This window comes from Rhizobium rhizoryzae (assembly GCF_011046895.1).
Lineage (GTDB): Bacteria > Pseudomonadota > Alphaproteobacteria > Rhizobiales > Rhizobiaceae > Neorhizobium > Neorhizobium rhizoryzae.
The window spans coordinates 3108959-3125311 of record NZ_CP049250.1 but is presented as its reverse complement, the minus strand read 5'-3'; the positions used below and the strand labels follow the sequence as shown (position 1 = coordinate 3125311).

Sequence of the window (16353 nt, the reverse complement as noted above, 5' to 3'; positions counted from 1 at the left end):
CGAGGTGTTGGCTCAATCGCCGCCGGCAAACACTTTCCACTGCCCGGTCGGCGTGATGCCAATGCGATAGAAGTTGTAGTTATTGCCTTCTTCCATGGACATCAGGTCGCCCGCTGTGATGATGCGCAGCAGTTCAACGCGCTCGGGCCCCGTCAGCGTGTTGAGCGGCTTGCCGACGAAATAGGGCCAGACATACATTTCGTCCGGCTTGCCGACATTGATGTGTGCTGCTCCCGTCTGCAGAAGGTCCATCAGAATGGCCATGATTTCCTGACCATCAGGATCTCCGGACAGGCTTTTGATGGCTTCGATCGCATCGCCTTCGGCGCCCACCTGCATCTGGGCCGGGTCGAATGCTGCCAAGGGGCGAAGCTTCTCAATGTCGCCCGTGGCGGCGGCCTCGTTGATCAGGTTCCGCATCCGGGCAACTGGCGCCGGAAGCTTCGAGAGATCGCGAATGATCTCCACCTTCCCACCAGACTGGATCTGCGCAGGCGTCGCAACCGGATCTGTCGGGGAGGGGGTGGCCGAAGCGTCGGGTGACGGGGCTGGTGCAGATGGGGCAACAGGTGCGGCGGGTACTGAAGGCGAGGCGGGTGCCGCGGGTGCGGCAGGGGCAGGTGTTTGCGCCTGCGCCATGCGTGTTCCATCAATATGCGAAATGCTCAAGCTCCAACCGGGCGATGTGCCGCCGATCAGAAGGGTGGAGGACAATGCGACACTGGCAATCAGCGCTTTCGCAATACGCGCTTGCGTCGATGCATTGGGCATGAGGAAGTCCCTGGCATTTTCGAGGAGAAAGAATGAAACGCTGTGTCTGTTACCGACGCAGGATGTTCACTGAATCTTGCGTTCGGGGGAGAACTCGCCCGCAAGCATGCGCTCACGCAGAGAATCCAGCATTGCTTCCGCGCCAGCTTCCCCATGCAGACGAATTGTTTCGCGCATGGCAAGTGCAATTGCAGCGTCTGCGATGATCTCAGGTTCGATGCCATCGGCGCGGCCATCCGCCCATGCTTCGTTCTGATACTCGAGCGCCACCTGCATCTTCTCGTGCACAATCATGTCGTCGATGTCGTTGCGCGCAGTCTGCATGTGTATTCCTCTTACAAGGTGGTGCCTGTTGTTACCGGCACGTTAACAACACTAGCAGCCTTTTATCAAAACGACACGCCCGCACCGCGAAAGAGGCTAATAAAACCTTAATTTCCGTAACGTGTGGCGATTTCGCCAGAAAGTGTTGCACCTTCGTTACGGTAGCGTTCTTCGGCTGTGCGTGCGGCGGGTGTGCACGACGTGTGTACCGCTGCAAAAGCCCTGTAACCCCGATTGAAGGCCGCCGTCAATTTTTCCCGTCTATGGGGTTCATTTATGGTTTCCGTGTCGAGCAAAGTTTGCATCGCGCTGCGCCAGTCACCCGAGGCCGCGCCGCATAGAGACCGCAAATAATGTATTGAACCAAGGACTTCCGCTAGTCGCGCCAGTTGGCCGTCATAGGGCGTCGGCTTTTCCTCAGTTTGGGGCGGCGTCGTTACTGTCGGCTGTGGAGCCGGCTTCTTCTGCGCAAGCGCAGGCTGCCCGGAAAGCCCTGTCAGGACTATGCAGAGCACAAGCCATGGCGTTCTTGTAAGCCCAGTCACCAGCAAATCCTCACTTCGTTTGTCTGCGTTGAGCGAGACGTTCCGCGCATTCCAATACGCTGGCCGGAACGGGAAGGGACCGGATCTCTTCCGCCGTATACCATCCCGCATCACTTGCATCATCCGCGGCAATCGCCTCATTGCTGGAATCGCTCTGCACCAGAAATACGGAAAGCAGGAAGTGACTTGTCATCTGGCCATTCTCGGCGCGAGTCGGAAGATCATAGCTTGCGAAAAGCTCGGGGTCGCGGACGGGAATCCCGGTCTCTTCCTCGAATTCGCGCAAGGCTGTCTCCTCCGGCGTCTCGCCAGGTTCTGCGCGGCCTCCCGGAAATGCGAACAGGTCCGCTGACGGCGGATTCCTGCGGCGGATCAACAGAAATCGGCCGTCGCGTTCCAGAATGGCAGAGGAAGCGAGCCGCGGCTGTTCAGGCATGAACTTTGATCTCTCCGTTGAATGGGATCCAGCGCCAGTCGATGTGGCGAATCACAAAAACCTATCTTCTCTTTTCGAACCTTGAAAGCGAGAGGTCACGCGCACCGTAGACGAACTGCGCGACTTGACGCCTCATGCCTGCGGTGCCATCTCATTTCTATGTGTGGACGCTACGCCTTGACCGCGACGCCGGAGGAGATCCTTGAATTCCTCAGCGTCATAGACATTGATGACTTTCCCAAGCGCTACAACATCGCGCCAACACAACCTATCCTGCTCGTCGTGGCTGGCGAAAAAATGGCACCCGGAAGCAATCTTCCAGAGCGTCGCGCCGTACTGGCACGCTGGGGGTTCCTGCCCGGATGGGTCAAGGATCCGAAAGATTTCCCCTTGCTCATCAATGCGCGCGCTGAGACGGCCATCGGCAAGGCATCGTTTCGTGCTGCCATGCGTCATCGGCGCGTCCTTGTTCCGGCATCGGGCTTCTACGAATGGCATAGACCTTCAAAGGAGGAGGGCGGAAAGGCGCAAGCCTACTGGATCCGTCCTCGCAACGGAGCCGTGGTTGCCTTCGCCGGTCTTATGGAAACATGGAGTTCTGCTGATGGCTCCGAGGTGGATACTGCCGCGATTCTGACGACCCATGCAAACGCATCAATCGCGCCAATCCATAACCGGATGCCGGTCGTCATCCAGCCGCAGGATTTTGAGCAGTGGCTTGATTGCAAGACGCAGGAACCCCGCGATGTTGAGCATCTGATGCAGCCTGCGCAGGCAGATTTCTTTGAGGCAATCCCTGTCTCAGATCTCGTGAACAAGGTTTCCAACATGGGGCCTGATGTACAGACGCCCGTCGAGCCAAGCGTAAAGCTCAAGGCCGGGGCACCGGCAAAACCGGGAAGCGATCAACTGTCTCTGTTTTAGTCAGCCCCGCGCCAAATGGCGCAGGCCGTTCTCGTAAGTATTCTGCCGAGTATAGAGGATTATGCCTTCTTCAGGACGTTGCGCTTCAGCATCAGAGCGGCAGCAACAACGGCCTTGATGCCCAGGGGGCGAAGAGGTGCGTGGAGTTCAGCGGTTTTCGGGTTCAGCGTCTGTGTTGCATTCTGGCTCATGAGTTTTCCTCCAAAAACGATTCTTTTGCCGCCTGTGCGGGCGGACTGTTTCGGAGAGGAAACAGGCGAAAATTTGTCTTGTCCAGAGTCAGAATAAAATTTGATATATTTTTTTAATTATTAATAATTCGTTATTTGTTGAAAGTGGCGTTAAGTATTGTCTCTTATTGCAGCGCAGCATTGCTGCTGCGTTGCATCAAACGTTGGCGTGATCGTCTTCAATAGTCAGTGTGCCATACCGCTTCTTCCAGGCACTGGCAGAGAAGGGCAGGAAGCAGAGATAGGCGGCGGCAGTCAGGGCCAGGATCTGCCAGGTGAAGCTCATCAGCAGGGCAACATAGACGACAACGCCCAGAAGGAGCGGCAGCATCAGGTCGCGTCTCACACGCGTTTCGGATTTGCCAGACCACACGGGGACACGGCTGACAAGCAGATAGCCTATCAGGAGAGTGTAGCCGGTCGCAACAATCGCGAATGACCGATCAAGATCGAGCCCGAGAAAGCCGAGATAGACCGGCAGCATGACAAGCATGGCTCCCATAGGTGCAGGCACGCCGACGAAAAATTCGGATTGCCATTTCGCCTTGAACTCACGCTCGGCCATCACGTTGAAACGTGCGAGCCGCAAGCCAGCCGCAATGGCGTAGATGAGCGCTGCGATCCAGCCGATCGAACCGACCTTGTCGAGAATGAACACGTAGAGAACCAGCGCGGGCGCAACGCCAAAGTTGATGATGTCGGCGAGCGAATCCATCTGTACGCCAAATTTTGACGTCGCCTTGAGCGCGCGCGCAACGCGACCATCAATTCCATCCAGAAAGGCTGCCAGCAGGACCATGGCGACGGCAAGTTCGAAGCGGCTTTCGAAAGCCAGCCGAATGCCGGTCAGACCTGCGCAGATGGCCAGTACGGTGATGAGGTTGGGCACCATCAACCGAAGCGGGATCTCGCGCAAGCGAGGGCCGCGCGCATCGTCGTTGTCCTGCTGGTCCGTTCTGGCTTGATCCTGCATGTCTTTTTCCCGGTGTCTCTCGATCAGTTGCGACGGCTGATCGTGGGGCCCTTGTTGGAATTGAACTCCGCAATTACGGTCTCGCCGCAAATGGTGCGCTGACCCAGTGAAACGCGTGGCTGGCCGCCTTCCGGCACGTAGATGTCGAGCCGCGAACCGAAGCGGATGAGGCCGAAGCGCTCACCGGCGTCCAGCGGCTCGTTCTGGTGCACGAAGCAAAGGATACGGCGCGCGACGAGGCCGGCAATCTGCACGACACCCAGCTTCCCGTGCTTGGTTTCGATCACCAGACCGTTGCGTTCGTTGTCCACGCTCGCCTTGTCCAGTTCTGCATTGACGAACTGACCGGGACGATAAACGATCTGCGACACGCGTCCGCGCGCTGGCGAGCGGTTCACATGGCAATCAAACACGTTCATGAATACGGAGATGCGCAGCATCGGCTCTGACCCAAGGTCGAGCTCGGCCGGAGGAACAACCATCTGTACCGAGGAGACGCGCCCATCCGCGGGGCTGACGATGATGTCGTCATCCTGTGGGATCACGCGCTCGGGATCCCGGAAGAAGTAGGCGCACCAGAGCGTCAGTACGAGGCCGATCCAGAACAGCGGCGCGGCAATGAGGCCGAGCAGCAGGGACGCCACGAAGAAGGCGATAACAAAGACATAGCCTTCCTTGTGAATCGGGACCAGCGTGTTGCGGATCGTGTCGAGCAGATTGACCAATGGTGTCTCCAGAATGTCGAGCTTCTTGATGCTTGGCTTAGCTGACTACAGGCAAACCGTTTTGGGGGCAATCCGGTTCCGGGATGGATGCATTCAGGAGATCCCGAGAAAGACGGTGAGTGAGCCCTCACCTTAGCTCGCGGGCTCGCGCCGCACCACAACGCCCATATCGTCACTTTCACGCACCTGACGAAGATGCTCTTCGGCTTGCGTTGCTTCCCGCTGCCTGTTCCACATGGAGGCGTAAAGACCGTTCTGCTCCAGAAGTGCAGCATGTGTGCCGCGTTCAGCGATCTCGCCGTGGCGCAAGACGATGATTTCATCAGCATTGATGACGGTTGAAAGCCGGTGTGCGATGACAAGCGTTGTCCGGTTCTGGGAAACGAGATCAAGCGCCGACTGGATTTCCTGTTCCGTGGTCGTATCGAGCGCAGAGGTAGCCTCATCGAGGATGAGGATTGGTGGCGCCTTGAGGATGGTCCGGGCGATTGCGACGCGCTGCTTTTCGCCGCCGGACAGCTTGAGGCCTCTCTCACCGACCATGGTTTTGAAACCGTCCGGCAGGCTGCGGATGAAGGTGCCGATTTGCGCAATTTCGGCGGCTTTCAGCACTTCGTCTTCGCTGGCGGAGATTCGTCCATAGCGAATGTTATAAGCAATCGTGTCATTGAACAGCACCGTATCCTGCGGAACCATCCCGATGACGGATCGAAGGCTGGTCTGGGTGATATCCCGCACATCCTGCCCGTCGATGGTGATTGCGCCCTGCTGAATATCGTAGAACCGGTAAAGCAGCCGCGAAATCGTGGATTTTCCGGCTCCTGATGGCCCGACAATGGCAACCGTCTTCCCAGCTGGGACCTCGAAGGAAATGCCCTTCAGGATGGGACGCTCGGGATCATAGGCAAAATGAACATTCTCGAAGCGAATGGCGCCCTGCGCAATCGCAAGCGGCTTCGCATCCGGCTTGTCGACAACTTCGGCCTTCACGTCCAGCAGATCGAACATCTGCTCGATATCCGTCAGGCCCTGTCTGATTTCGCGGTAAACGAAGCCGATGAAGTTCAGTGGCACCGATAGTTGAATGAGCAATGCATTCACGAACACGAAATCGCCGATTGTCTGTTCGCCGCGTTGAACGGCGAGGGCAGACATCACCATCATGATCGTCGTGCCAAGACCGAAAATCACGCCCTGGCCGAAGTTCAGCCAGCCGAGAGAGGTCCAGACCTGCGTGGCGGACTTCTCGTAGCGCGCCATGGAGGCGTCGAAACGCTCGGCTTCCATCTTCTCATTGCCGAAGTATTTGACGGTCTCGAAGTTCAGAAGCGAGTCGATTGCCTTGGTGTTGGCATCCGTATCACTCGCATTCATGGAGCGGCGGATGCTGATACGCCAGTCGCTGGCTTTCACGGTGAACCAGATATAGGCCCAGACGGTGATCGCTGTGATCGCCACGTAGGTGAAGCCGTAGCTGATCCAGAAAATGGCAGCCGTCAGGAGGAATTCGATCAGCGTTGGCGCCGAATTGAGGATGGTGAAGCGAACGATCGTTTCAATGCCCTTCGTGCCACGCTCGATGATGCGCGAAAGCCCGCCTGTCTTGCGTTCCAGATGAAAACGTAGAGAGAGCTGATGCATGTGCACGAAGGTGCGATAGGCTAACTGGCGCACCGCATATTGGCCAACGCTCGCGAACAGCGAATCGCGCAACTGGTTGAGGCCGAGCTGAATGATCCGCGTCAGATTATAGGCAATGACCAAAGCGACGGCGCCAAGCAGGAACATCGGCAGCACGCCGGCCATATCCAGCTTGCCGTTCAGGGCATCGGTGGCCCACTTGAAGAAGTAGGGAACCCCGATCAGGACGAGCTTCGCAACAATCAGAAAGACTGTCGCCCAGACGACGCGTGCTTTCAGATCGCTTCGGCCTGCTGGCCACATATAGGGCCAAAGGTTCACGATCGTTGCGAGCGGATTGCTGGCGTCCGCCGATACGGTCTTCTGTTTGTTCTGCATGACTGCCTCCGGAAGGAGGTTCTGTTTAAGGCCTGCTTGCGCTGACCGCAACGCAATTCAGGGATTCGCGGCACGCCAGTTCATCATAAATGAGAGCCGCAGAAGCGGCCCCAATCTCGTTTCAGGTCTTGTTCAGGCGCTGCCGATGCAGTTTTTCTGCTTCCGTTTCCGGCATGGCGTCCTTCGGGACGCCGAAGATCTGACCTGGCTGGATCACATCCGGGTTTGCGATCTGATCCTGGTTTGCCAGATAGATCGTCGTGTAGCGGACACCCTGGCCGTAGACGCGACGGGAAATCTGCCAAAGCGTATCCCCACGACGAATGATGACTGAGGCGGCCTCGCTCTGGGTCAAGGGCGCCTGCGCAATTGTCCTCGGCGCGCCCGCATCCTGATTGGTCGCAGGTGGGGTAGCCTGCGCTGTCGCAGGCGCAGATGGCAGGGTGGACGATGTAACGCGCGCGATCATTGCGCTCAGGGTCCCCAAGTTCTTGCGAATGGCTTCGACATCCTTCGGCAGCACTTCCAGAGCAGCCAGAGCATCCGCCGCTGCCTTGATTGTCGTATCGGCAATCGCTGCGGCGTTGGCGCTGACACCGGCAGGCAGGCGGTACTCCGTCAGCGACCGGAGTGAAATGGTCACGGCGGAACGCGCCGCGGCAACCTGCTCCATGCTCGGCGTTGCACCATTGGCATAGAGGTTCTGCAGCAGTTGGAAGGCCTTGGCCACTTCATTGCGCAGCTTGTCGAAGGCCCCGGCATCGATCGGCGTCAGGCTCGCCGCAGAATTCTGTTGTGTCGCAACTGCAGCCACCTGATCTCCTGCGGGACGATTGAACGGAACCTCGACGCGAACAATGATCTTGTCGTCTGCGCCGATCTGATCGACGGCAATCGTATGCTGACCGACCGTCAGTTCACGAACGCCATCGATGACGAAACTTCCGTCGCTGCCTGCGATCGTCTGGCCAATGACCTGTCCATCCGCATAGGCCTTGAGGCGCGAACCGGGCTTGGCGACGCCCGCGACGAAAAGCTTGCTCCCTTCCACCTCTACAGCACTGATCTGAAGATCAGCCTTGCCAGTATCCGACGACTTCGGCACCGCAGGTGCGACAGCCAGGGCACTCGCGTTTTGCTGTGCTGGAGCTGTTCCTGTTGCAGGCGCCGCGACCGTAGGCTGTTGCGGCTGGGGCTCGGTAGAGGGTTGGGCAACCGGAGCATTCATCACCTGCGGCACAGGTTTTGCGGGTTCGGCGGAGGCTTGCGCCGTGGATGCATCAGGCGCAGTCGTTGCAACACGGTCGGTCTTCGCAGGCGCTGTCGGCTTGGCGATAATGCGGCTGGCTTCGCCCGGTTTGGTGACCATGGCCAGCAATTCAGATTCCTTGCCCTGGGGAACCGAGACCGTCGCTATTTCTTCGGAGATTACCGTCTTGCCGTCGGGGCTCGTGGCTTTGAGAACCAGTTGGTGGTCGCCCGGAGAAAGCGGCTTGTCGAGAATGGCAACGAACTCGCCCGCCTTGTCGACTGTGGTCGTGGCAACCGTGTTCGCCTGATCCGTTACTTCCAGCTTGGAGCCTGGAGCCGCGCGACCTGCAATGACCGTGGAGCCATCGGGCTCGACACGAAGCACGTCGAAGGTCGGAATAATGACCGGAGCTTCGGCTTTCTGCGGTGCAGGCGAGGCTGGTGCCGCAGCGGGCTTTTCCGGTGCGGGCAGTACATCCTGCTTCGTCTCGGCTTGCGGCTTTGCACCCTTGTCAGCCGTTGCGGATTGTGACGCCGAAGTTTCCGGTGCGGCAGGTGTCGGCGCCTGCGTTGCCGGTGCTGCAGGAGTCATGGCTGTCGTCTGCGGCTTCTCATCGCCCGATAGCCGAGGCATGACGAAAAACACCATCAACAGGGTTGCGACAGCAAGAACAGCAAGAGCGAGCCAACCGGCACGATTATGGATCATCAAAACCTCTCCTGGCGTCACGGCGCCAACGGTTCCGGATTACAGTGTTCATTGAGAGTTAACAAGGATTCGCCGCCTTTTGCACTTGCTCACAGCTTGATTCCCCGTCACTTTTGACGACGGAGCCGTGAAGTTCGGCATCCGATACATGAAATACGGAGAACGCTGTGCCAATTCGATCCATTTGTGCTTATTGTGGCTCACAGCCGGGACGTGATCCGGCCTATGTCGCGGCAGGCAGAACGCTTGGCAAATCCATCGCCACACACGGTCTTAATCTCGTCTACGGCGGCGGAACAAAAGGTATCATGGGCGCGGTCGCATCTGGCGTTCTGTCCAATGGCGGAAAAGTCACCGGCATCATTCCGGAATTCCTGGTGGACATGGAGGCCACCCGCCACTCGCTTGGACAGCTCAACGAACTGATCATCACGAAGGATATGCACGAACGAAAACACAAGATGTTCGAGCGCGCCGATGCGTTTGTGACACTGCCTGGCGGGATAGGCACTCTGGAGGAGATCGTCGAGATCATGACCTGGGCGCAACTCGGTCGCCACGGCAAACCCATGGTCTTTGCCAATATCGGTGGATTCTGGGATCCTATGCTGGAACTGATCGATCACATGAAGCGTCAGGGCTTCATTCACAACGCCAATCTGGTGCAGCCACTCGTCATCGACAGGGTCGAGGATATCGTTCCTGCGATAGTGGATGCGTGGGGTGACGCATCGCCATCCGATGGTGACAAGGCAATCATGGATCGTCTCTGAGGGTGATCGACGGAGGGTCTGATTAGGGCCCAGGGATGCACGAAGCTCAATGGGCATAGCCCGGTGAAGTGCGGCTGAAGCATGTCGTAGCCAAAAGTCTGCAGCGGTTTTGCGAAAACGACATGCGATAAAACAAAGAGTTAAGGCGTCGGGAGTGAATCTGAAAGATCGCGACACCCTTTAACGGATGCGCCGTCAGAAGTCTGGCTTCTGGCGGCGCCCGGCTCCAGTTATCTACCCGGCCATCAATCTGTCATTCCGGGATCTTCCAATCTTCCCAGTTCGCTGACTTACGGTATTCCTCGACCTTGGCTCGGATGGCTGCCCAGTCTTCGGGGGTGAGTGTCCGTTCTGCGTTGTCATCCTTGTAAGGTTGACCGTTGCGATCCCGGTCGCGGGATTTGATGTCGTAGAATGACATATTCGTCCCGATCAATCGCGCCATATCCGCGTCCAGCGCGTCCTTCGTCTTGTTATAGGCTTTTTCCGCCTTGACCAGCTGCCAGATGGCATAGCCACCCCAGGCGATCCAGGAGACCGCGGAGGCGGCAGTAAAGATGGTGCTTGACAGCAGGCCTGAGAAGAAGCGGAAAGGCGCGGCTGCGCTGGCTGCTCGGCCCGCTGCCGCCGCTGCGGGACCGGCTCGGTTCAACCAAGTGGAATTAATCAGCACTTCTCCAAGGCCGGCCAATCCTTGTACTGCAAGAATGGAATCGGAGACGGTTCCGATACCCATCAGTGCGAGATCTACCGGGTTGCCGCCATCCTTCAGTGCCTTTGCGAACTGATAGATCTCCAGTGGTGCATAGCCGAAACCGGCGGCATTACCGACGACCTTCGCAGCGGTACCAAGATTCTTGGCCAGCGCCTTTCGGCTTGCATTGATGACGTCTGGCTCGCCCGGCAACATGGCCTCCATGTGGGGGATCAGTTTGCTCGCATAGGTGGATCCACCCTTCAACAAGGCCGAAAGACCACCCATGGCATGCATGACGCCAAGGCCGATCGTATCCCAGGTGGCATCTGGATTATGGTCGGCAAGCCAGGAGGTGCGCAAGGAGTTGACAATTGTGGTCGCGCCGCTGACGACCATTGACCGGTAACGCGAGATTTCGATTGAGGGAGGCGCCGACTTGATATTGGTTTCCGCCCAGGCTGTCAGGTTGGCCTTCAGTGTGTGAATGTCACCGCCCGGTTTGGTGAGCCCCCACACCGCGCCCAGCATGGTCGACATGTTGGCTGTGAAGGTTTTCGCTTCTTCGGGGTTGTCCTTGAAATACGATGCGGCCAAAGCTTGCGCGGATGGAGCAACGATTTTTGCAATCGCATCCAGCTTGCTCTGTCGGGTGAATATCTTCGGATCCGTGACCCCGTCTTCCAGACCTGTTCGGTTGCGCAACCCTGCGGCTACGCTCTTGCTCATCTTCTCGACGCTTTTGTCCCAGAATTCGGTGGCCATCGTCGATGGCGCCGCGCTAAAAACGGCTGCACTCCAGCCTCGGCCATTGTCGTCGTTTCCGAACAGTTTTTTCATGGCGGCTGCATCGCGCGCACTGAGGCCATCCGTTCCGGCGACAACCAGACTTTGGCCAGCGAGACCTGTCCCAATAGTAATGGCCGCGGAAATGTCGTTGACGGAATAGGTGCCAATTTCACGACCTTTGTAATTCGGGTCGGCAGTGGCATCGGCGTTCATCGTATTGATCGCGCTCGCCCCCATGACTAGGCCGCGAAGAGCCTGGACCATATCCTGCTTGGTAAAATCGCCGGTTGCAGCGGAAGGGGTGAATGTGAGGCGGTCCAGATAGGCATTCATCGCATCAGGCGATTGGGTTGTTCCCATGAATGTCATCAGCGGATCGATCTGGTTCATAACCGCATCCGTGAATGCCTTCCGGTGTGCAGCGGCATTGGCATCCGGTTTCCCGCCCGCCGTAGCGGCATCAGGGTATCTGAGATTTGCCATGATCTCGACGGTCGGACGGAAAAGGTTCTTTAAACCAACGCCTTCCTTCCAGGCGACATCTCTTTTCGCAACTTCGCGAAGGGTGTTAACGTCGACCGAGAGATTGCGGAATATGACGCTGTGAGGACTGATATTACTCGGATCGAGTTGCGGAAGTACACTTGGACCGAGGCCGCCGAATTCGCGCTTGACCTGTTCGTCGAAGATTTCCTTGAAAACATCCCCTGGGTTAGGTGCATTTGGAAGGATGTGGGTCGCAAAGAATTCCTTGTATTTTTCCTCCGCCTTCGTCATTCGCTCCTGGAAGCTCGCGCCTCCGATCAGTGGAATGTCCGTTGGCTCAAGGGTCTGCTGCATTCTGCCAAAGACGTCCTGTTCCGGCAGGATGGAGAGATAGGCACCGAGCGTAGTATTGTATTCCTCCATGATCGCTTTGGCATCCTTGCCGGCCTCCAATCCCTTTTTGAGCAAGCCGCCTTCCACGATGTCTCTGTCAAACGCTGCCAGGACCGCATCCAGTGTCGGCTTCATGGCTGCGTCTTTTTTCTTTCTTTGCTCGATCTGGTCCAGGGGATCGTCGTTCTCAAATGGCGTCAACTGGTTCCAGTTGAATCGCAGTTTGAAGGCATCCATGATCATCTTCACGTAGCCGGACTGAACATCCTTGTCTGATCCGAGGATGGCCAAAGCCTGCTTGAAGTCTTCGCCTATTTCCTTCTGGTTGTTGATACCATCGCGCCACTTGTCGGCTTCACCCTTGAAACCATCATATCTTGCTCTGGTGTAGAGCAGGTCCATGTACATGAGAGTCTTCTGCTCTGCGGTATACTTTTCCGGATTCCGGATCACATCCATCGTGGCGAAAGACATGTCTTTCGTACTGAGCTTCGTCGCCAGATATTGATGAACCTCTCCCATCAGACTGGAGCCCATCAGGTTTTGAATGAGGTCTCCTGCATTGTCGTAGCCCTTTGTATTGGCGGGCGGATCACCGGCCGCAGCCGTCGATGTCGTCGATGGTCCTTTGGCAGATGTCGTCGTCGAGCTACTATTGGTGTTCTGTTCCGGCGCTTCTGAAGACGCTCCCGATGAACTGATGGAATGTTGCGTGCGAGTGCCACCGCTTGCATCCGATGTGTTGAGCTTGACTTGCCCTTTGCTCCCCGGCGATGACGTCGAGCTCAGGCTGGTCGGTGCGGATCCACCAGTACGCGCGCCCGATGTCATGAGGGTGGGTGCGCCCGACAGTCTGGAGAGTGGCTGAGATGTGGGACTGCTTGGTACGCTTCCGGTAGATGATCGCTGCTGCGGTGCAGTCAACGGACCACCGCGAGGACTGACATCTTTGTTGTCTGACAATCCTGTTCGAGAGGGTATTATTGACGGTGCGCGGGTGTTTCCGGAGCTCCCGCCGGTGCCGGAACTCGTCCCGCTGGAAGGTCTCGACGTTTGACTCGAACCCGTCCCGGAACTGCTGCTGGTGCGGGGCGATGAACCCGAGCTTGTACCGGAAGAGCTGCCGCCGGATGACGTGGAGGAATTCGCAGGGCGTCGTTTGGACGGAGAACTGTCTGGCGAAACTTTTTTGACGGACCCTGTCTCGGTTTGAACTGGTCTGTCTGAGGTCTTATCGTCTTGATCAGAACTGGAAAAAGAACGAGTAGGTGCGCTGGAAATCGATGTTTTCACAGTAGGTTATCCCCTCGAAATATTTTATATCTTTAATTAACCGTAAATTTTAAGCAAATTTCACAAAATTGTCAATAATATCATATATTGTAGTTGTCTAAACTACAGGATGGAGCAGAGTATTTAATTGCAGCTAAAGTATTGTTTCCTTAAATTTCTGGTTAAATGGCTGAGAATAGGCTGTTCACGCCCCTGCGCAGTGGCAATTTTCCACAAATTCGATGTGTAAAAAATTTACGCTTTAGCTCGAGACGGGCGAGTCTCTGAGCGAACGGACGGCGTCGTCAGCTTTTCAGAGCAGGATGTTATCAAAGCCGAAATGCACGGTCGGAATCGTCGGCGATTCCGCAGTTTTGCCTATCGGGCTCGATAGTTCCGCAGCATGGAAAAACTGTAGAGTGCAAGGGCCGACCAGATGAGCACGAATGCGAAAAGCTTGACGGGGTTCATGGGTTCCTTGAAGACGAAGATCGCAATCAAGAACACAAAGGTGGGCGTCATGTACTGCATGATGCCAATCGTTGAAAGCCGGAGCAATTTCGCGGCGTTGGCATAGATCATCAACGGAATGGCGGTCGCCAACCCCGCTGCCGACAAGAGCCATGTGTCAGAGACCGTGCCATGCGTAAAATGGCCGGTTCCACTCATTTCGAGCCAGATGATGTACGGCAGGGCGAAGACCGTGAGGATGGCAACCTCAAGGAAGAAGCCTTGATTGGGGCCAACCGGCAACGTCTTGCGAAACAGCGCGTAGAAACCCCAGCTGATGCTCAAGGTCAGCGAAATCCAGGGCAGTCGACCGGCATCCCAGGTCAGGATTGCCACAGCGATCAGCGCAATGACAATGGCGGCTTTCTGCGCAGGCGCCAGTTTTTCTTTCAAAAGGGTGGAGCCCAGCATGATGCTGAAGAGCGGATTGATGAAGTAACCAAGCGCGGCTTCGATCGCATGGCCTGAAGCAACCGCGTAGACATAGGTGCACCAGTTCACCGTGATCAGGCAGGCGGTCACGAAGGCCATGGCCATGGTCTTGCCGGACGCGAAGGCTGCCTTCAGGTCGCCGAAGCGCCGTGTCACCAGAAGCACGAGGGCGGCCAGCGGAAGAGACCACACTACCCGGTGTGCCAATACTTCGAAAGGCGACAGATGAGACAGCATCTTGAGGTAGATGGGCATGAAGCCCCAGAGGCCATAGGCGGCAAAGGCATAGGCAAATCCCTTCGGGGTATCGCCGTTCAGGGCAGGAGTTGTTTCGCTGCTTGCCATTCTGCATGCCTTTCGTCGCCACAAGGCGGATGGTCTACGCCTGAACCACAGGCGTAACCAATTCATTTCGCTGAAGCTAACATTCCATTTGGTGAAGCGCCGAAACGCTATTCGGCGGCCAGCCGTCCGGCCATGTGCCGGTTCTTCATCAGCTTGTAGATGATGGAGTCGATCAGCGCCTGGAAGGAGGCATCGATGATGTTTTCCGAAACGCCGACCGTCCACCAGCGGGTTCCGTCCCCGTCCATGGACTCGATGAGAACGCGGGTAATCGCCTCGGTCCCGCCATTGAGAATGCGCACCTTGTAATCTACCAGTTCGAGTTCTTCGATCTCCCGGTTGAATTTGCCGAGATCCTTGCGCAACGCCAGGTCCAGCGCGTTGACCGGACCATCGCCCTCTGCCACCGACATGATGCGATGCCCATCGATGATCAGGCGAACGACAGCTTCGGACACAGTCTTCAACTGGCCGTTGGCGTCGAAGCGCCGTTCCACCATGACGCGGAAACCGTCGATATCGAAGAAATGCGGAATTGTGCCCAGAGTGCGCCTCGCCAGAAGCTCGAAGCTCGCATCTGCACCCTCATAGGCATAGCCTTGCGCCTCACGCTCCTTGACGATGGAAATCAAGGTATCCAGGCGCGGGTCATCCTTCGCAACGTCCAGCCCGATGCGCTTCAGCGCGTTGAGGAAGTTGGATTTGCCACCCTGGTCCGACACCATGACCTTGCGGAAATTGCCGACACTTTCCGGCACGACATGCTCGTAGGTACGGGGATCCTTGAGCAATGCGGAGGCATGAATGCCCGCCTTCGTTGCGAAGGCGGATGCGCCGACATAGGGTGCCTGGGCATAAGGTGAACGGTTCAGCAATTCATCGAAGGCGTGGGACAATCGCGTCAGGCCCGTCAGGCGTTCCGCATCGATCGCGGTCTCGAACCGGTCCGAATACACCTTTTTCAAGGCGAGGGTGGGGATGAGGGTGATGAGGTTTGCGTTGCCGCAGCGCTCACCGATGCCGTTCAGCGTTCCCTGGATCTGCCGCACGCCCGCCTCAACGGCCGCCAGTGAATTGGCAATGGCCTGCCCCGTATCGTCATGCGCATGGATGCCAAGCGAAGTCCCGGGAATGCCGGAGGCGATGACGGCGGAGACGATTCTGCGCACTTCGTCCGGCTGCGTGCCGCCATTGGTGTCGCAGAGCACCACCCAGCGTGCACCGGCCTCATAGGCGGACTTGGCGCAGGCAAGGGCGTAATCGGGGTTTGCCTTGTAGCCATCGAAGAAATGCTCGCAATCGATGAGCGATTCCCGCCCCGATGCGACCACCGCCTTCACGCTGTCCCGGATCGATTCGAGATTCTCTTCGTTCGTGCAGCCAAGCGCGACCGCGACATGATAGTCCCAGCTCTTTGCGACAAGACAGATCGCATCGGTTTTCGATTGCAAGAGGGCGGCGAGACCAGGATCGTTTGCGGCCGAGACCCCCGCACGTTTCGTCATTCCGAAAGCGGTGAATTTGGCCGCATGCGTTTGCTTGCGTGCGAAAAATGCGGTGTCAGTTGGATTGGCGCCGGGGTAGCCCCCTTCCACATAATCGATGCCGAATTCATCAAGCAGCTTCGAAATCGCGATCTTGTCCTCGACCGAGAAATCAATGCCGGGCGTCTGCTGCCCGTCACGCAGTGTCGTGTCGAAAAGATAGATGCGTTCCATGCTCATCAGTTGCGCCTCCCCGGGCCGCAAATCG

14 protein-coding genes are annotated in these 16353 nt (G+C 57.2%); 2 read left to right on the top strand and 12 right to left on the bottom strand.

The window, feature by feature from the left end:
* Positions 1 to 12: 12 nt before the first annotated feature.
* The 4 genes from G6N80_RS20955 to G6N80_RS20940 all read right to left on the bottom strand — a co-directional run bounded on the left by G6N80_RS20955 (position 13) and on the right by G6N80_RS20940 (position 2076).
* The gene (locus G6N80_RS20955; protein WP_165136521.1) at positions 13 to 771 is read right to left on the bottom strand and encodes a hypothetical protein; all 759 of its coding nucleotides are present in this window, start codon (positions 769 to 771) and stop codon (positions 13 to 15) included.
* Positions 772 to 837: 66 nt separating this feature from the next.
* Complete coding sequence (locus G6N80_RS20950) at positions 838 to 1095, bottom strand: hypothetical protein (protein WP_062552757.1); 258 nt, start codon at positions 1093 to 1095, stop codon at positions 838 to 840.
* A 107-nt stretch (positions 1096 to 1202) separates the two neighbouring features.
* A complete protein-coding gene (locus G6N80_RS20945; RefSeq protein WP_165137229.1) occupies positions 1203 to 1751 on the bottom strand; it encodes a TIGR02301 family protein in 549 nt (182 codons plus the stop codon).
* Positions 1651 to 2076, bottom strand: a complete 426-nt coding sequence (locus G6N80_RS20940; RefSeq protein ID WP_165136519.1) for an NUDIX hydrolase — start codon at positions 2074 to 2076, stop codon at positions 1651 to 1653. Before G6N80_RS20940 ends, G6N80_RS20945 begins: the two co-directional genes overlap by 101 nt.
* Positions 2077 to 2235: 159 nt before the next feature.
* Here G6N80_RS20940 and G6N80_RS20935 point away from each other — a divergent pair, with 159 nt between their 5' ends.
* Positions 2236 to 3000 carry an SOS response-associated peptidase family protein gene (locus G6N80_RS20935; protein WP_165136517.1) on the top strand — a complete coding sequence of 255 codons (765 nt, stop codon included), beginning with the start codon at positions 2236 to 2238 and terminating at the stop codon, positions 2998 to 3000.
* A gap of 59 nt (positions 3001 to 3059) precedes the next feature.
* On the opposite strand, the gene G6N80_RS23515 is transcribed toward G6N80_RS20935, so the two are convergent.
* The 5 genes from G6N80_RS23515 to G6N80_RS20915 all read right to left on the bottom strand — a co-directional run bounded on the left by G6N80_RS23515 (position 3060) and on the right by G6N80_RS20915 (position 8907).
* Entirely contained in the window at positions 3060 to 3191 is a 132-nt protein-coding gene (locus G6N80_RS23515) for a hypothetical protein (protein WP_280139159.1), read from the bottom strand.
* 196 nt (positions 3192 to 3387) lie between these two features.
* Complete coding sequence (pssA, locus tag G6N80_RS20930) at positions 3388 to 4203, bottom strand: CDP-diacylglycerol--serine O-phosphatidyltransferase (protein ID WP_062552754.1); 816 nt, start codon at positions 4201 to 4203, stop codon at positions 3388 to 3390.
* A 23-nt stretch (positions 4204 to 4226) separates the two neighbouring features.
* Positions 4227 to 4928 carry a phosphatidylserine decarboxylase gene (locus G6N80_RS20925; RefSeq protein WP_062552753.1) on the bottom strand — a complete coding sequence of 234 codons (702 nt, stop codon included), beginning with the start codon at positions 4926 to 4928 and terminating at the stop codon, positions 4227 to 4229.
* A 132-nt stretch (positions 4929 to 5060) separates the two neighbouring features.
* Positions 5061 to 6947, bottom strand: a complete 1887-nt coding sequence (locus G6N80_RS20920) for an ABCB family ABC transporter ATP-binding protein/permease (protein ID WP_165136515.1) — start codon at positions 6945 to 6947, stop codon at positions 5061 to 5063.
* Positions 6948 to 7068: 121 nt separating this feature from the next.
* Positions 7069 to 8907 (bottom strand): Ig-like domain-containing protein, encoded by a 1839-nt coding sequence (locus G6N80_RS20915; RefSeq protein WP_165136513.1) that lies wholly within the window; start codon positions 8905 to 8907, stop codon positions 7069 to 7071.
* 167 nt (positions 8908 to 9074) lie between these two features.
* Between G6N80_RS20915 and G6N80_RS20910 the strand changes: the two genes are divergently transcribed.
* Complete coding sequence (locus G6N80_RS20910; protein ID WP_165136511.1) at positions 9075 to 9680, top strand: LOG family protein; 606 nt, start codon at positions 9075 to 9077, stop codon at positions 9678 to 9680.
* A 253-nt stretch (positions 9681 to 9933) separates the two neighbouring features.
* Here the strand turns inward: G6N80_RS20910 and G6N80_RS20905 are convergent, their stop codons facing one another.
* From G6N80_RS20905 to cimA, 3 genes are all read right to left on the bottom strand, one after another.
* On the bottom strand, positions 9934 to 12873 hold the full coding sequence (locus G6N80_RS20905) for a hypothetical protein (protein WP_165136509.1): 2940 nt from the start codon (positions 12871 to 12873) through the stop codon (positions 9934 to 9936).
* 819 nt (positions 12874 to 13692) lie between these two features.
* Positions 13693 to 14601: an EamA family transporter RarD gene (gene rarD, locus G6N80_RS20900; RefSeq protein ID WP_165136506.1), complete on the bottom strand. Its 909-nt coding sequence runs from the start codon at positions 14599 to 14601 to the stop codon at positions 13693 to 13695.
* A 107-nt stretch (positions 14602 to 14708) separates the two neighbouring features.
* Positions 14709 to 16325 (bottom strand): citramalate synthase, encoded by a 1617-nt coding sequence (cimA, locus tag G6N80_RS20895; RefSeq protein ID WP_165136503.1) that lies wholly within the window; start codon positions 16323 to 16325, stop codon positions 14709 to 14711.
* Positions 16326 to 16353 lie beyond the last annotated feature (28 nt).